The sequence below is a fragment of the Rouxiella sp. Mn2063 genome, from assembly GCF_049319665.1.
Taxonomy (GTDB): Bacteria; Pseudomonadota; Gammaproteobacteria; order Enterobacterales; family Enterobacteriaceae; genus JBMOUD01.
In genome coordinates this window covers 141,554-157,676 of record NZ_JBMOUD010000005.1, presented here as the reverse complement: position 1 = coordinate 157,676, position 16,123 = coordinate 141,554, and the positions used below count along the sequence as shown (strand labels likewise).

General features: G+C 49.6%; 13 protein-coding genes. All 13 read left to right on the top strand.

Annotated elements, in window-relative coordinates:
- The first annotated feature begins 807 nt into the window (after positions 1 to 807).
- The 13 genes from ilvI (at position 808) to murG (ending at position 16,069) form a co-directional block, all read left to right on the top strand.
- Positions 808 to 2,526, top strand: a complete 1,719-nt coding sequence (gene ilvI, locus ACL9RG_RS10110) for an acetolactate synthase 3 large subunit (protein WP_422792471.1) — start codon at positions 808 to 810, stop codon at positions 2,524 to 2,526.
- Positions 2,527 to 2,528: 2 nt separating this feature from the next.
- Positions 2,529 to 3,008, top strand: coding sequence for an acetolactate synthase small subunit (gene ilvN, locus ACL9RG_RS10105; protein WP_422792470.1), 480 nt, complete (start codon positions 2,529 to 2,531; stop codon positions 3,006 to 3,008).
- A 208-nt stretch (positions 3,009 to 3,216) separates the two neighbouring features.
- On the top strand, positions 3,217 to 4,221 hold the full coding sequence (gene cra, locus ACL9RG_RS10100; protein ID WP_422792469.1) for a catabolite repressor/activator: 1,005 nt from the start codon (positions 3,217 to 3,219) through the stop codon (positions 4,219 to 4,221).
- 810 nt (positions 4,222 to 5,031) lie between these two features.
- The gene (mraZ, locus tag ACL9RG_RS10095) at positions 5,032 to 5,490 is read left to right on the top strand and encodes a division/cell wall cluster transcriptional repressor MraZ (protein ID WP_422792468.1); all 459 of its coding nucleotides are present in this window, start codon (positions 5,032 to 5,034) and stop codon (positions 5,488 to 5,490) included.
- A gap of 2 nt (positions 5,491 to 5,492) precedes the next feature.
- Entirely contained in the window at positions 5,493 to 6,434 is a 942-nt protein-coding gene (gene rsmH, locus ACL9RG_RS10090) for a 16S rRNA (cytosine(1402)-N(4))-methyltransferase RsmH (protein ID WP_422792467.1), read from the top strand.
- Positions 6,431 to 6,751, top strand: a complete 321-nt coding sequence (gene ftsL, locus ACL9RG_RS10085; protein ID WP_422792466.1) for a cell division protein FtsL — start codon at positions 6,431 to 6,433, stop codon at positions 6,749 to 6,751. The genes rsmH and ftsL overlap by 4 nt, the downstream gene beginning before the upstream one ends.
- Before the next feature lie 40 nt (positions 6,752 to 6,791).
- Positions 6,792 to 8,555, top strand: a complete 1,764-nt coding sequence (locus tag ACL9RG_RS10080) for a peptidoglycan glycosyltransferase FtsI (RefSeq protein WP_422792465.1) — start codon at positions 6,792 to 6,794, stop codon at positions 8,553 to 8,555.
- The gene (murE, locus tag ACL9RG_RS10075; protein WP_422792464.1) at positions 8,542 to 10,029 is read left to right on the top strand and encodes a UDP-N-acetylmuramoyl-L-alanyl-D-glutamate--2,6-diaminopimelate ligase; all 1,488 of its coding nucleotides are present in this window, start codon (positions 8,542 to 8,544) and stop codon (positions 10,027 to 10,029) included. The genes ACL9RG_RS10080 and murE overlap by 14 nt, the downstream gene beginning before the upstream one ends.
- Positions 10,026 to 11,387 carry a UDP-N-acetylmuramoyl-tripeptide--D-alanyl-D-alanine ligase gene (gene murF / locus ACL9RG_RS10070; protein ID WP_422792463.1) on the top strand — a complete coding sequence of 454 codons (1,362 nt, stop codon included), beginning with the start codon at positions 10,026 to 10,028 and terminating at the stop codon, positions 11,385 to 11,387. The genes murE and murF overlap by 4 nt, the downstream gene beginning before the upstream one ends.
- Entirely contained in the window at positions 11,381 to 12,463 is a 1,083-nt protein-coding gene (gene mraY, locus ACL9RG_RS10065; RefSeq protein ID WP_422792462.1) for a phospho-N-acetylmuramoyl-pentapeptide-transferase, read from the top strand. Before murF ends, mraY begins: the two co-directional genes overlap by 7 nt.
- 2 nt (positions 12,464 to 12,465) lie before the next feature.
- Complete coding sequence (gene murD, locus ACL9RG_RS10060; protein WP_422792461.1) at positions 12,466 to 13,782, top strand: UDP-N-acetylmuramoyl-L-alanine--D-glutamate ligase; 1,317 nt, start codon at positions 12,466 to 12,468, stop codon at positions 13,780 to 13,782.
- Positions 13,782 to 14,993, top strand: a complete 1,212-nt coding sequence (ftsW, locus tag ACL9RG_RS10055; protein ID WP_422792460.1) for a cell division protein FtsW — start codon at positions 13,782 to 13,784, stop codon at positions 14,991 to 14,993. The genes murD and ftsW overlap by 1 nt, the downstream gene beginning before the upstream one ends.
- Positions 14,993 to 16,069 carry an undecaprenyldiphospho-muramoylpentapeptide beta-N-acetylglucosaminyltransferase gene (gene murG, locus ACL9RG_RS10050; protein ID WP_422792459.1) on the top strand — a complete coding sequence of 359 codons (1,077 nt, stop codon included), beginning with the start codon at positions 14,993 to 14,995 and terminating at the stop codon, positions 16,067 to 16,069. The genes ftsW and murG overlap by 1 nt, the downstream gene beginning before the upstream one ends.
- Positions 16,070 to 16,123 lie beyond the last annotated feature (54 nt).

The following is a 16,123-nucleotide window of genomic DNA, read 5'->3' as shown; positions in this document are numbered from 1 at the left end:
GTTATGTCAACCGCACGGCAGGAAATAAGTCCCTAATTACCATAAATGAAAGTAGTTATCATTTAGAGCAATATTCTTTAAAAATTTCGCTCATTAACATCGATGAGAAAAATTAAGCTCAGAAATGAATTTGCGACAACTGGCGAAGTTCTACAAATGGATGGGTAAAAAAATTCTTTTATATCAGGAGATAACTACGCATTTTATCAATATGTCATTGTGAGAACGTTGCTATTGAATAACTCTGATTTCAGCACTCGTGGATCGTGAATTCTGGTTTGTTTGACTGCTTTTGTTTTGTTTTTTGGAGCTTTTAACTGCTGTGTTTTTTGGGGATTAAAAAAAGATAGAGTATGACATTTTGTAAAATCTCACAGAAAAGCGAGCTGAGTGTTGAATGGAATTGCCGGGTATTTTTCTATCAACCTTAATCTGCACGATGGCTGATTATTGCTGTGGAATAGCTAAATGTGATCTGTGTCACTTTATTGTGGTGCCATGCAGTAAGAATAATTTAATCCTGTTCTTTCTTATTTACCCCTGATTTTTGTGAGATGGTCACGCCGCTATTCAGTGGTTTATCTGGATTGTTTCATTTTTAACAGTCGCCGAATGAAAGTTGGCCAATTTTATTCCTTTTTGCTGTTTGCCTGCCTTAATGTCTCACGTTAAGGTACATAACCATATCGGGTGTAAGAACATCGGGGCATTGCCCACTTACCTTAGAGCGCGTGGAAACGATTTCCACCCTCACATAAAAACAAATCATACTAGTTAAATGAGAAGCAAAAGCCTGGAGGCAAACCCATGGAGATGTTATCAGGAGCGGAGATGGTCGTCCGATCGTTGATCGATCAGGGCGTTAAGCATGTATTCGGTTATCCCGGCGGCGCGGTATTGGATATTTACGATGCGCTACATACCGTCGGCGGGATTGATCATGTGTTGGTCCGACACGAGCAGGGCGCGGTGCATATGGCCGATGGCTATACACGCGCAACCGGAGAAGTCGGCGTAGTACTCGTCACCTCTGGTCCGGGTGCGACTAACGCGATTACCGGCATTGCTACCGCTTACATGGATTCTATCCCGATGGTGGTGCTATCAGGCCAAGTGCATAGCGCATTGATCGGTTCTGATGCTTTCCAGGAATGTGACATGGTGGGGATTTCCCGCCCAGTGGTGAAACACAGCTTCTTGGTAAAACGCGCTGAAGATATTCCTGCCACCATTAAAAAGGCGTTTTATCTTGCGGCAACCGGGCGTCCAGGTCCGGTGGTGATCGATTTGCCAAAGGATGTGGTCAATCCACAAATTAAACTGCCATACACCTATCCAGAACAGGTTAGCCTGCGCTCATATAACCCAACGGTACAAGGGCACCGCGGTCAGATTAAACGTGGTTTGCAAACCCTGCTCGCAGCGAAAAAACCTGTGTTGTACGTTGGTGGTGGTGCCATTAACTCAGAATGCCACGCTGAAATCTTGCAACTGGCCGAGAAACTGAACCTGCCGGTGACCTGCACGTTGATGGGGCTGGGCGCTTTCCCTGGTACGCATCGCCAAAGCGTCGGTATGTTGGGGATGCACGGTACTTATGAAGCCAATATGACCATGCATAATGCCGATCTGATTTTCGGCATCGGCGTGCGTTTTGACGATCGTACGACCAATAATCTGGCTAAGTACTGTCCAAATGCTACCGTGATGCATATCGATATTGACCCAACGTCAATTTCTAAAACCGTCAATGCTGATATTCCGATCGTTGGTGATGCCAAGCAAACACTGGTTCAAATGCTTGAGCTGTTAGAGCAATCTGATGATAAGCAAGAATTTGATGCGCTGCGCGATTGGTGGCAAAGCATTGAGCAGTGGCGTGCGCGCAACTGCCTGAGCTTTGATAAAAATAGTGGCACCATCAAACCGCAGGCGGTGCTTGAGACATTGCATCGTCTGACTCACGGTGATGCGTATGTTACCTCCGATGTAGGCCAGCATCAGATGTTTGCTGCGCTGCATTATCAATTTGATAAACCACGTCGTTGGATTAACTCTGGCGGCTTGGGCACCATGGGCTTTGGCTTGCCTGCGGCGCTAGGCGTGAAACTGGCATTGCCGGATGAAACCGTCATCTGTATTACCGGTGATGGCAGTATCCAGATGAACATTCAGGAGCTGTCTACTGCGCTGCAATATAATCTGCCGGTGGTGGTCATTAACCTCAATAACGGTTATCTGGGCATGGTTAAGCAGTGGCAGGACATGATTTATTCTGGCCGTCACTCGCAATCCTACATGGAATCACTGCCTGATTTCGTCAAGCTGGCAGAAGCTTATGGCCATGTCGGGATTGCTATTCGTCATCCTGACGAACTGGAAAGCAAACTTGAGCAAGCGTTAGCAGAGAAAAATCGTCTGGTATTTGTTGATATCAGCGTTGATGGAACCGAACACGTATACCCAATGTTAATCCGTGGCGGTGGTATGGACGATATGTGGTTAAGCAAAACGGAGAGGACCTAATCATGCGCCGGATTTTATCAGTCTTATTAGAAAACGAATCAGGCGCTCTGTCGCGTGTTGTCGGCCTGTTCTCACAACGTGGTTACAACATCGAGAGTCTGACGGTTGCGCCAACCGATGATCCAACCTTATCGCGCATGACAATTCAAACTGTCGGTGATGCCAAGGTGTTGGAACAAATCGAAAAACAATTACATAAACTCGTGGATGTTCTGCGTGTTAATGAGCTGCTGCAAGATGCTCACGTTGAACGTGAGATTATGTTGGTCAAATTGCAGGCATCGGGTCAGGGGCGTGAAGAAATTAAACGTACCACTGAGATTTTCCGTGGCCAGATTGTTGACGTCACACCAACGCTTTATACGGTTCAGCTTGCTGGTACTAGCGATAAACTCGATGCATTCTTGAAAACAATGCGTGAAGTTGCTGAAATTGTTGAAGTGGCTCGTTCTGGTGTCGTTGGCGTATCGCGCGGCGCGTAATGATGTGAGAGGCGGCCTAGAGGAATATTATTACTTACGTATTATTCCTAAAGCCTTATATCTACAATCATAACTGCTATTAAGCCCAACCTTGAGTTGGGCTTTTTTATTACTTACTGTTGACTCGATTCTCTAAAACACCTTGCTCAGCAAGGTTTTATCAGGTTACATATCCTAAATAATTTTTCATTCACTAAGAGGTTTTCCGGTGAAACTGGATGAAATCGCGAGGTTAGCGGGTGTTTCGCGCACAACGGCCAGTTATGTTATTAACGGCAAGGCGAAGCAGTATCGTGTCAGCGATAAAACGGTCGAGAAAGTCATGGCCGTCGTGAAGGAGCATAACTATCACCCTAATGCTGTCGCTGCTGGGCTGCGTGCCGGGCGGACTCGCTCAATTGGGTTGGTGATCCCGGATCTTGAAAATACCAGCTACACACGAATAGCCAATTACCTCGAAAGACAAGCTCGTCAGCGCGGCTATCAATTGCTGATTGCCTGTTCTGAAGATCAGCCTGATAACGAAATGCGCTGCGTTGAACATCTGTTACAGCGTCAGGTTGATGCGATTATTATTTCGACATCATTACCGCCTGAACATCCATTCTATCAGCGTTGGGCTAACGATCCGTTCCCGATAATTGCGCTCGATCGCGCATTAGACCCGGAGCATTTCATTAGCGTGGTGGGTGCCGACCAGGACGATGCGCATATGCTGGCTAAAGAACTGCGTGAATTCCCAGCCGAATCGGTGCTTTACTTGGGCGCGCTGCCAGAACTATCGGTTAGCTTTTTGCGTGAACAAGGATTCCGCCAAGCTTGGGAAGGAGATAAGCGTCAGCCAAATTATCTTTATGCCAACGCCTATGATCGAGAATCAGCGTCACTGGTTTTCGCCGAATGGTTGAAAACTCATGAGATGCCTAATGCCTTGTTTACGACTTCGTTTGCACTGCTGCAAGGCGTAATGGATGTCACATTAAAACAGCAAGGGCGTTTACCGCTTGATTTGGCAATTGCCACTTTTGGTGATAATGAGCTGCTCGATTTTCTCGAATGCCCAGTGTTGGCGGTCGCACAACGCCATCGGGATGTCGCTGAAAGGGTGTTAGAACTGGTATTGGCTTGCCTTGATGAGCCGAAAAAACCGAAGTCAGGTTTGACGCGTATCCGTCGTAACTTGTTCCATCGTGGCCGCCTGAGTCGCAATTAGTTTTCTGATATTGGGGATATCAATGTGCCGCCTTTGATGTCCCCTAATTCCGCTGTAGATTTGCCTGCCTCAGCGCAGTTCCTTGAGCCCCATTTTTCCGTTATTGAGGGCTAAAAACTCGCGTTATCTTGTTCTTATCCCCGCCGCTATTGTCACTCTTATTTCATCATCTCTCGATTCATGTTGATTATTTCTCTGCTTTCTAACGTAAAGCTATTCTTAATCCCTTTGTAATATTGTTGTTATTGAAAGTTTGAGAATAATCTTAATGAGTTAATTGTCAGCAACAATTTTTGCTACTTAATTAAGTAATATTAATTTTCAAAATACGTTAATGCCGATGAATATTCTGCTGTAGAATTCCGCCCCCGCTTTGTATGGCTTTTTTGCTAAGTAAGTGTGGCTGCCACTCTAAGGCGCAGAAAACTCACGTTATAAAGTGAAACTAACCATTGTTAGGGGGGTAAGAGAAGGAGGCGGTGCGAAAAATCAACCGTCTTTAAACTTCTTGGCTAAGAATTGAGAAAGCGGTAGCGGCAGAATATAAATAGATAAATAATGTTCAGTTTGGTTTTTTTTTAATCGAAAGTAATAGGTTTAAAGAAATTTCCTCAACTTATCATGACGTTATTTTTTATTCTTTCACCTCACTCCCCCTTATCACTGTGCAAACTCATCGTCAGGCCCTGTAAATATTATCAAACCGCTGTCGGTCTGGCTTGACAAGGTTTTAAAACCATCCGTAAACTCTTTTAAGTGGGAATTTGTGGAGTAAAGTGGTGAAAAAGGTCATTAAGGGGTAACACGACGATGTTTCGTGGTGCAACGATGGTTAATCTCGACAGTAAAGGGCGTCTTGCGGTGCCCACCCGATACCGGGATTTACTGAACGAGGAATCACAAGGTCAAATGGTTTGTACCATAGACCTCCATCACCCTTGCCTTCTGCTTTATACCCTCCCTGAATGGGAAGTTATCGAACAAAAATTGTCCCGTCTGTCGAGCATGAATCCAGTTGAGCGTCGTATTCAACGCCTGCTTTTGGGCCATGCCAGTGAATGTCAGATGGATAACGCAGGCCGGTTATTGATTGCTACCACGTTGAGGCAACACGCCGGGCTTGCCAAAGAAGTGATGCTGGTTGGACAGTTCAATAAGTTTGAACTGTGGGATGAACAGACCTGGTATCAACAAGTTAAGGAAGACATTGACACTGAACAATCGTCTCAGGAACCGCTTTCTGAACGATTACAGGACTTGTCGCTATAAGCATGTCAGAAAATTATAAACATACTACCGTGTTGCTCGATGAGGCCGTTAACGGCCTCAACATCCGTCAAGACGGGATTTACATCGATGGAACTTTTGGCCGAGGTGGCCATTCGCGTCTGATTCTGTCCCAACTTGGGCCGGCCGGACGCTTGCTGGCAATCGATCGTGACCCTCAGGCGATCAAAGCAGCAGAAGCGATCGACGATCCGCGTTTTTCGATCATTCACGGACCTTTTTCCGATCTTTCACAATACGTACACGATCTTGAACTGGTTGGGCGTATTGACGGCGTATTACTCGATCTTGGTGTGTCTTCGCCGCAGCTTGATGATCCAGAACGCGGTTTCTCGTTTATGCGCGATGGACCCTTGGATATGCGTATGGATCCGACCCGAGGTTATTCCGCAGCTGAATGGCTAATGAAAGCCGAAGCTGATGACATTGCCTGGGTGCTAAAAACCTTTGGTGAAGAGCGTTTTGCTAAGCGTATTGCTCGCGCCATTGTGGAACGTAATCGTGAATTGCCGATGACACGCACCAAAGAACTGGCTGATTTGATTGCTAACGCCTCGCCAGTCAGAGAGAAACATAAACATCCGGCAACGCGTAGCTTCCAGGCTATTCGTATCTACATCAACAGTGAGTTGGAAGAGATCGAACGCGCGCTTGATGGTGCTCTTGAAGTGTTAGCGGAAGATGGTCGCTTGTCTGTGATTAGCTTCCACTCGTTAGAAGACCGCATTGTGAAGCGCTTTATTCGCCAACACAGCCGTGGCCCACAGGTTCCCGCTGGTATCCCGATGACGGAAGCGCAGATTTCTAGCTTAGGTGGCCGTAGCTTGAAAGCATTGGGCAAGATGATGCCTTCAGAAGCTGAAGTTTCTGAAAACACCCGAGCACGTAGCTCAGTATTACGCTTTGCAGCGAGGACCGCGCAGTGATTGGTAACGAGCGCCATGGTTTAGTCGGTGTCATCTTTGGCGATATCTTTCGCCATGGCAAATTGCCGATGTTGCTGCTGATCTCCGTATTAGGCAGCGCCCTGGCGGTAGTGACCATATCGCACAAAACTCGCTTACTCACGGCGCAGCGTGAACAGCTCGTGCTGGAGCGAGATGCGCTAGATATTGAATGGCGTAACTTGATTTTGGAAGAGAATGCTCTTGGAGATCACAGTCGAGTCGAACGTATCGCCAATGATAAATTACATATGCAACATGTTGATCCATCTCAGGAAATAATTGTGGTTCAACAATAAAAGATAAAACCATCACGCTCATGGAGATGATAAGCGCCAGATGAAAGCCAAACGTGCCGCGAAATATAAGCGCCAGGAAAATCAAGCCAGCTTTGTAAGCTGGCGTTTTGCGTTGCTATGCGGCTGTATTCTGCTTGCTCTGCTTGGATTGATGCTGCGAATGGCTTACTTACAGGTAATCAATCCAGACCGGCTGGTCAAAGAGGGCGACATGCGCTCTTTGCGCGTACAAACCGTACCAACTTCCCGCGGGATGATTACCGATCGCGCCGGGCGGCCGTTGGCGGTAAGTGTGCCGGTCAATGCGATTTGGGCTGATCCTAAAGAAGTTAACGATCGCGGTGGTATCACGCTGGATCCAAAGTGGAAAGCCTTGGCCGACGCCTTGAAAATGCCTTTGGACCAACTTTCTAGCCGTATCAATGCTAATCCTCGCGGGCGTTTTGTTTATCTGGCTCGCCAGATTGACCCCGCGATTGGTGAATACGTCCATAAATTAAAACTGCCTGGGATTTTCCTGCGCCAAGAGTCGCGTCGTTATTATCCGGCAGGGCAAGTGACCTCACATGTGATTGGTGTCACTAACATTGATGGGCAAGGTATTGAAGGCGTTGAAAAAAGTTTTGACCGTTGGCTAACCGGCCAGCCTGGTGAACGCACCGTCCGTAAAGACCGCTGGGGCCGTGTTATCGAGGATATCTCCTCAGTGGACAGCCAGGCTGCACACAATTTGGCATTAAGCATTGATGAGCGTTTACAGGCGCTGGTTTACCGCGAGCTAAACAATGCTGTGGCATTTAACAAAGCCGAATCTGGTACTGCAGTGCTAGTGGATGTTAACACTGGCGAAGTACTGGCGATGGCCAACAGCCCATCGTATAACCCAAATAACTTAGCTAATACGCCACAAGAAGCGATGCGTAACCGCGCCATTACCGATATTTTTGAGCCGGGTTCAACGGTTAAACCTATGGTGGTGATGACGGCGCTTAGACAAGGCGTAGTGAAGGAAAACAGCGTACTTAATACGTTGCCTTACTATATTAATGGCCACGAAATCAAAGATGTGGCGAGATACCCTGAGCTTTCAGTCACGGGTGTCTTACAGAAGTCGAGTAACGTCGGTGTATCAAAAATGGCGTTAGCGATGCCCTCCTCGGAGTTAGTAGAAACTTACTCGCGATTCGGGTTGGGGAAAGCGACCAATTTGGGGCTGGTCGGAGAAAGCAGTGGCTTATATCCCAAAAAACAACGGTGGTCTGACATAGAGAGGGCCACCTTCTCTTTCGGCTACGGGCTAATGGTGACACCACTTCAGTTAGCGCGAGTCTATGCAACGATCGGCAGTTTGGGCATTTACCGCCCACTTTCCATTACTAAGGTTGACCCACCTGTTTCTGGTGAGCGCGTCTTCTCTGAACCTCTTGTTCGCAGCGTAGTGCGCATGATGGAAAGCGTGGCACTGCCGGGCGGCGGCGGCGTTAAAGCGGCAATCAAGGGATACCGGATTGCGATTAAAACCGGTACCGCGAAGAAAGTCGGCCCAGATGGCAAATATGTCAATCGCTACATTGCTTATACCGCCGGCGTAGCGCCTGCGAGTAATCCACGCTTTGCCTTGGTGGTGGTTATAAACGACCCTCAAGGCGGGAAATACTATGGGGGTGCGATTTCTGCACCGGTATTCGGCGCCATTATGGGCGGCGTGTTGAGAACAATGAACATTGAACCGGATGCATTGCCATCCCCTGAAAATGACGTAACGGCCAATAACAACAAAGAGGCTTCTGGTGACAGATCGTAATTTACGCGACCTTCTAGCACCTTGGGTGAGTGATGCCCCACAGGTTGAGCTAAAAGAGATGGTTTTAGACAGCCGTATTGCGGCTGCCGGAGATCTGTTCGTCGCGATTTTAGGGCACAACAGCGACGGGCGCGACTTTATCCCACAGGCAATTGCTCAAGGTGTTGCTGCGGTAATCGCTGAGGCTGAAGGAAAATCTGTCTCGGGCACTGTGACAACGATGCACGGTGTACCGGTGATTTACCTCGATAATGTTAGCGTTCAGCTGTCGCAACTGGCAGGACGCTTTTATGCGCAGCCAGGTGCAGCGCTGCGTTTGGTTGGTGTGACGGGGACCAACGGTAAAACAACAACTACGCAATTATTGGCGCAGTGGAGCCAATTGTTAGGCGAAACCAGTGCAGTAATGGGCACAGTTGGTAACGGACTGCTTAATCATGTTGTGCCAGCGGAGAACACCACCGGTTCTGCCGTTCAGGTGCAGCAGGTTTTACGCGATCTGCTAAAACAAGGCGCAACCTTTGCCGCGATGGAAGTCTCTTCCCACGGCTTGGTTCAGCACCGCGTTGCCGCTTTACCCTTTGCTGCAGCTGCATTCACCAACCTCAGCCGCGACCATTTGGACTATCACGGCGATATGGAAAACTATGAGCAGGCCAAATGGCAGCTGTTTTCCACCCATAGCAGCGGTCAGAAAATTATTAATGTTGATGATGCTACTGGCCTGCGCTGGTTAGCAAAACTGCCTGATGCTGTTGCAGTGAGCATGGAAGATAATATTCCGGCCGGCAGGGCAGGGCAGTGGTTGCTGGCTCGTAGCGTGAATTATCACGACCGCGGAGCAAGCATCAATATCGATTCAAGCTGGGGCGAAGGCCTGCTTGAAAGCCCATTAATGGGGGCGTTCAACGTTAGCAACTTGTTGGTAGCACTGGCTACGTTGCTGTCATTAGGCTATTCCTTGCAAGAATTACTGGCAACCGCCAGCCAACTGCAACCGGTTTGTGGGCGCATGGAAGTATTCAGTGCTCCGGGCAAGCCTACGGTAGTGGTTGACTATGCGCACACGCCAGACGCATTAGAAAAAGCCTTAGCGGCGGCACGCTTACACTGTAAAGGGCAGCTTTGGTGTGTCTTTGGCTGTGGCGGCGATCGCGACAAAGGTAAGCGCCCACTTATGGGCAGTGTCGCGGAACAATACGCTGACCGTCTGGTCGTGACTGACGATAACCCGCGTAGCGAAGAACCTCGCGCTATTGTTGCTGATATTCTTGCCGGTCTGCTTGATGCAGGCCGTGCGCAGGCGATTCATGGCCGTGCTGAAGCCGTAACCAGCGCTATCATGCAGGCTAAACCTGATGATGTGGTACTGATTGCCGGTAAAGGCCATGAAGATTATCAAATTGTTGGCAATCAACGTCTCGATTATTCGGATCGCGTCACTGCTGCACGTTTGCTGGGGGTGATCGCATGATCTCTGTCTCTCTGCAAACGTTACGCGATGTACTCAATGCGCAATTAGTCGGTAACGATGCTCACATCGATAGCGTCACGACTGATACTCGCCAGATCACCGCCGGTTGTCTATTTATCGCTCTGAAAGGCGAAAACTTTGATGCGCATGATTTTACTGCTGACGCAGTAAAAGCCGGTGCGGCCGCGCTGGTAGTGAGTAAACCCGTTAATGTTGATGCGCCACAGTTAATTGTTGCGGATACGCGTATTGCGTTAGGTCAGCTTGGCGCCTGGGTGCGTCAACAGGTACCCGCTCGCGTGGTTGCGCTGACCGGTTCCTCGGGCAAAACTTCCGTAAAAGAGATGACCGCCGCTATTTTGCGTCAATGCGGCAATGTGCTCTATACCGCCGGTAACTTCAATAATGACATTGGCGCGCCGCTGACTTTACTGCGCCTGACGCCAGAACACGATTTTGCTGTGATTGAGCTGGGGGCTAATCACCTGGGTGAGATTGCTTACACCACGGATTTAGCACGGCCACAAACGGCGTTAGTTAACAATCTGTCTGCCGCGCACCTGGAAGGTTTTGGCTCGCTGGCCGGTGTCGCCAAGGCCAAAGGTGAAATTTTCCAAGGCCTGCCTGCTGACGGCGTCGCGATTTTGAATGCCGACAGTAACGATTGGCCACACTGGCAATCAATACTGGTGAATAAAAAGGTCTGGCGTTTCTCGCCAGAAGCCGCTGATGGCATCGATTTTTATGCCTCCGGGGTTGAAGTCAGCCCGCTTAACACGCGTTTTACGCTGCATTCTCCACAAGGTGATATCGCGATTAATTTGCCGTTGCCTGGCCGCCATAATATTGCCAATGCCTTGGCCGCAACGGCACTGGCGCTTTCCGTCGGCGCGTCGCTTGAGGCGGTACGTGATGGATTAGCAACGCTGCAAGCGGTGAAGGGACGGTTGTTCCCGATAGCGTTGAGTAAAAACAAAATTATTCTTGATGACAGCTATAACGCCAACGTTGGCTCAATGACTGCGGGTGCGCAAGTGCTAGCGGAAATGCCTGGTTATCGTGTGATGGCGGTGGGCGATATGGCAGAGCTTGGCGATGAGAGCGAAGCTTGTCACCGCCAGGTAGGCGATGCGATTCGCCTTGCTGGCATTGATAAAGTATTAAGCATTGGTCACTTCAGCCGGGCATTAAGCGATGCCAGCGGCTGCGGTGAACATCTTCAGGATAAGGCGGCTCTGACAGCTCGTTTAACGAGTTTACTGTCTGAACACCCAGTCATTACCGTATTAATTAAAGGTTCACGTAGTGCCGCGATGGAGCAGGTAGTACGGGCATTACAGGAGAATACAACATGTTAGTTTGGCTGGCCGAACATTTGGTCAAATACTATTCCGGCTTTAACGTCTTTTCTTACCTGACGTTTCGCGCCATTGTCAGCCTGCTGACCGCTCTGTTCCTCTCCCTGTGGATGGGCCCACGTGTTATTGCCCGCCTGCAGAAAATGTCTTTCGGGCAGGTTGTTCGTAGCGATGGCCCTGAATCGCACTTTAGCAAACGTGGTACGCCAACCATGGGCGGGTTGATGATCCTCACCTCCATCACGATTTCGGTGTTGATGTGGGCTTATCCTTCGAATCCTTACGTGTGGTGCGTGCTGTTCGTGCTGGTGGGTTATGGCATCGTTGGCTTTGTTGATGACTACCGCAAAGTCGTACGTAAAGACACCAAGGGCCTGATTGCGCGTTGGAAATACTTCTGGCAGTCGGTGATCGCGCTGGCGGTGGCCTTCACTATGTACGCTGTCGGTAAAGATACGCCGGCAACCGAACTGGTGGTGCCGTTCTTTAAAGACATCATGCCGCAACTGGGCCTGCTGTATATCCTGCTCAGCTACTTTGTCATTGTGGGAACCAGCAACGCCGTTAACTTGACCGATGGTTTAGACGGCCTGGCAATTATGCCAACGGTTTTCGTCGCCGCAGGTTTCGGTCTGGTGGCGTGGGCGACTGGTAACATGAACTTTGCTAACTATCTGCATATTCCTTACCTGCGTCATGCAGGGGAATTGGTGATTGTCTGTACCGCTATTGTCGGCGCAGGCCTTGGATTCTTGTGGTTTAACACTTATCCAGCGCAAGTCTTTATGGGTGACGTGGGTTCATTGGCTCTGGGCGGCGCGTTGGGTACTATCGCTGTGCTGCTGCGTCAAGAGTTCTTGTTGCTGATTATGGGCGGTGTGTTCGTCGTTGAAACCCTGTCGGTAATTTTACAGGTTGGGTCCTTTAAGTTACGTGGTCAGCGTATTTTCCGTATGGCGCCGATTCATCATCACTACGAACTTAAAGGCTGGCCGGAGCCGCGCGTTATCGTGCGCTTCTGGATTATTTCGCTGATGCTGGTGCTGATTGGCCTGGCGACGCTGAAGGTGCGCTAACGATGGCTGACTATTTGGGTAAAAAGGTGGTCATTATCGGGTTGGGGCTAACCGGTCTCTCCTGTGTTGATTTCTTTGTTGCGCGTGGCGTTACGCCGCGCGTAATAGATACCCGTGTGAGTCCTCCTGGCTTGGATAAGCTGGCGGATAACATCGAGCGTCATCTTGGTTCAATGAATGAAGCCTGGCTACTTGATGCCGACTTGATTGTTGCCAGTCCTGGTGTCGCGCTGGCGACGCCAGCGTTGAGCGCAGCGGCTGATGCGGGCATAGAAATTGTTGGTGACATTGAGCTGTTTTGCCGCGAAGTGCAGGTTCCTATCGTGGCCATTACCGGTTCAAACGGTAAAAGCACCGCGACCATGCTGCTAGGCGAAATGGCTAAAACAGCAGGTTGGCAAGTCGGCGTTGGCGGCAACATTGGTCTTCCGGTGTTGAGCATGCTGGGACAAGAGTACCAACTGTTTGTATTGGAGCTCTCCAGTTTCCAATTGGAAACCACCTATAGCCTGCATGCGGCGGCGGCAACGATCTTAAATATTACCGAAGATCATATGGATCGCTATCCATTTGGTTTACAGCAATACCGCGCCGCCAAGCTGAAAATTTACGAAAATGCTAAAACCTGTGTGGTTAACGCAGATGATGGCTTAACTATGCCAATTCGCGGCGCTGATAGCCGCTGTGTCAGTTTTGGTGTTGATGTGGGTGACTATCATCTTAGCCGTCAACAAAATGAAATCTGGCTGCGGGTGCGTGGCGAAAAAGTATTGAATACCAAAGAGATGCAGTTAAGCGGCCAACATAACTACACCAATGCGTTGGCGGCATTGGCGTTAGCTGAAGCGGTAGGAATACCGCGTGCTTCTTGTCTGAAAGCATTAACGACTTTTGGTGGCTTAGCACATCGCTTCCAACTGGCGTGGGCTAACAATGGCGTGCGTTGGATTAATGATTCTAAAGCAACTAATGTTGGCAGCACTGAAGCTGCACTGAACGGCCTGCAAGTGGAAGGCCAATTGCATTTGTTGCTTGGCGGCGATGGCAAATCAGCTGATTTCAGCCCGCTGACGCGCTATCTACAGGGCGATAATGTCCATGTTTACTGCTTTGGTCGCGACGGCGCTGAGTTGGCAGAATTACGTGCTGATGCATCTTCGCTCTATGAGACGTTAGAACAAGCTATGCGTGCTATTGCGACACGCACAGCACCGGGCGATATGGTGTTGTTGTCACCAGCCTGCGCCAGCCTTGACCAGTTCCGTAATTTTGAACAGCGTGGCGATATATTCACCGCTCTGGCTAAGGAGCTTGGCTGATGCGCATTCCAGGGTTAGGCCTTATCGGGCGATTGATTGGCAAAAGTAATGATTGGGTGATGGGTTCCCGCGACAATGACAGCGCCACAATGGTGCTGTATGACCGGACATTACTTTGGCTGACGATGGGATTGGCGATTATCGGTTTTGTGATGGTGACATCAGCCTCAATGCCTATCGGTCAGCGTATGGCTGACGATCCTTTTATGTTCGCAAAGCGTGACGCTATCTACCTGGGATTGGCCTTTGGATTATCGATGGTCACATTACGAGTGCCAATGGCATTCTGGCAGCGTTATAGCAACGTGCTGTTGTTGATCTCGGTGGTGATGCTGCTGGTGGTATTGGTGGTGGGCAGCTCAATCAACGGGGCATCGCGCTGGATTGCTTTTGGACCGTTGCGCATTCAGCCAGCCGAGTTCTCCAAGTTGTCGCTGTTTTGTTATCTGGCCAGCTATTTGGTGCGTAAAGTCGATGAAGTGCGCAGTAACTTCTGGGGTTTTTGTAAGCCAATGGGCGTGATGGTCGTACTGGCGGTATTACTGCTGGCACAGCCTGACCTTGGAACCGTAGTTGTACTGTTTGTCACAACGCTGGCGATGTTGTTCTTAGCGGGGGCTAAATTGTGGCAGTTCCTGGCGATTATCGGCTCAGGTATTTTCGCAGTTTGTCTGCTTATCGTTGCTGAACCTTATCGTATGCGCCGCGTAACATCGTTCTGGAATCCATGGGCCGATCCTTTTGGCAGTGGCTACCAGTTGACCCAATCATTGATGGCCTTTGGTCGCGGTGAGTTTTGGGGACAAGGGCTTGGAAACTCAGTACAAAAACTTGAATATTTACCCGAGGCACATACCGACTTTATCTTCTCTATTTTAGGCGAGGAGTTAGGCTATTTCGGTGTGGTTTTATCATTGTTAATGGTATTCTTCGTCGCTTTTCGCGCGATGTCCATCGGACGCCGTGCGTTAGAACTTGACCAGCGTTTTTCCGGGTTTTTGGCCTGCTCTATCGGAGTGTGGTTCAGTTTCCAGGCATTAGTTAACGTAGGTGCGGCAGCCGGCATGTTGCCGACCAAAGGTCTGACATTACCTCTTATTAGTTATGGTGGTTCCAGCTTGTTAATTATGTCAACGGCGCTGGTATTACTGTTACGTATTGATTTTGAAACGCGTCTGGCTAAAGCTCAGGCGTTTGTAAGGAGCGCCTGATGAGTGGCAAGACCAAGCGTTTAATGGTGATGGCTGGCGGAACTGGCGGGCATGTATTTCCCGGTCTCGCTGTCGCCCATCATTTGATAGCGCAAGGCTGGGAAGTCCGCTGGTTGGGTACTGCCGATCGCATGGAAGCGGACCTAGTACCAAAGAATGGTATTGAGATTGATTTTATTAATATCTCTGGATTACGTGGGAAAGGTCTGAAAGCGCAACTCACCGCCCCAATTCGCATATATCATGCGTGGCGCCAAGCGAAAACCATCATGCGCCGTTTTCAGCCTGATGTGGTTTTAGGCATGGGCGGGTACGTTTCCGGTCCGGGCGGTTTAGCTGCCTGGTCTTGTGGTATCCCGGTAGTATTGCATGAGCAAAACGGCATTGCCGGATTAACCAACCGCTGGTTATCGCGAATTGCCAAAAAAGTGTTACAGGCGTTTCCCGGTGCTTTTCCTCACGCCGATGTTGTGGGCAACCCGGTGCGTACCGATGTGTTAGCACTGCCGTTACCCGAAGAGCGTTTGAATGGACGTGAAGGGCCGACTCGCGTTCTGGTTGTGGGTGGCAGTCAGGGCGCTCGGGTGCTTAACCAGACAATGCCGCAGGTTGCCGCGTTGCTGGGCGATAAAGCCACCCTTTGGCACCAGGTAGGTAAAGGCGCGTTGGAGTCGGTCAATCAGGCGTATCAGAGCGTTGGTCAAACCCAACATCGCGTCACCGAGTTTATTGATGATATGGCGCAGGCCTACGCGTGGGCAGATGTGGTAGTTTGCCGCTCCGGCGCATTAACCGTCAGCGAAATTGCTGCCGCTGGATTACCTGCTATCTTTGTGCCTTTCCAGCATAAAGATCGCCAACAGTATTGGAATGCGTTGCCGCTTGAGAAGGCCGGTGCCGCGAAAATTATTGAACAGCAGGATGTTACCGCTGAGGCTATCTCCACGCTATTAGCGAGCTGGGACCGCCAGACGCTGCTGAAAATGGCGGGTAATGCGCGTGCCGCTGCTATTCCAGATGCGACAGAGCGCGTGGCAGCAGAAGTGGTTGCCGCCGCAATAAAGAAAAAGCAGTAAAGAGTACATGAAGCAAAGGCTGGTGCCAGAAGGCACCGAGCGTGAGTAATAATT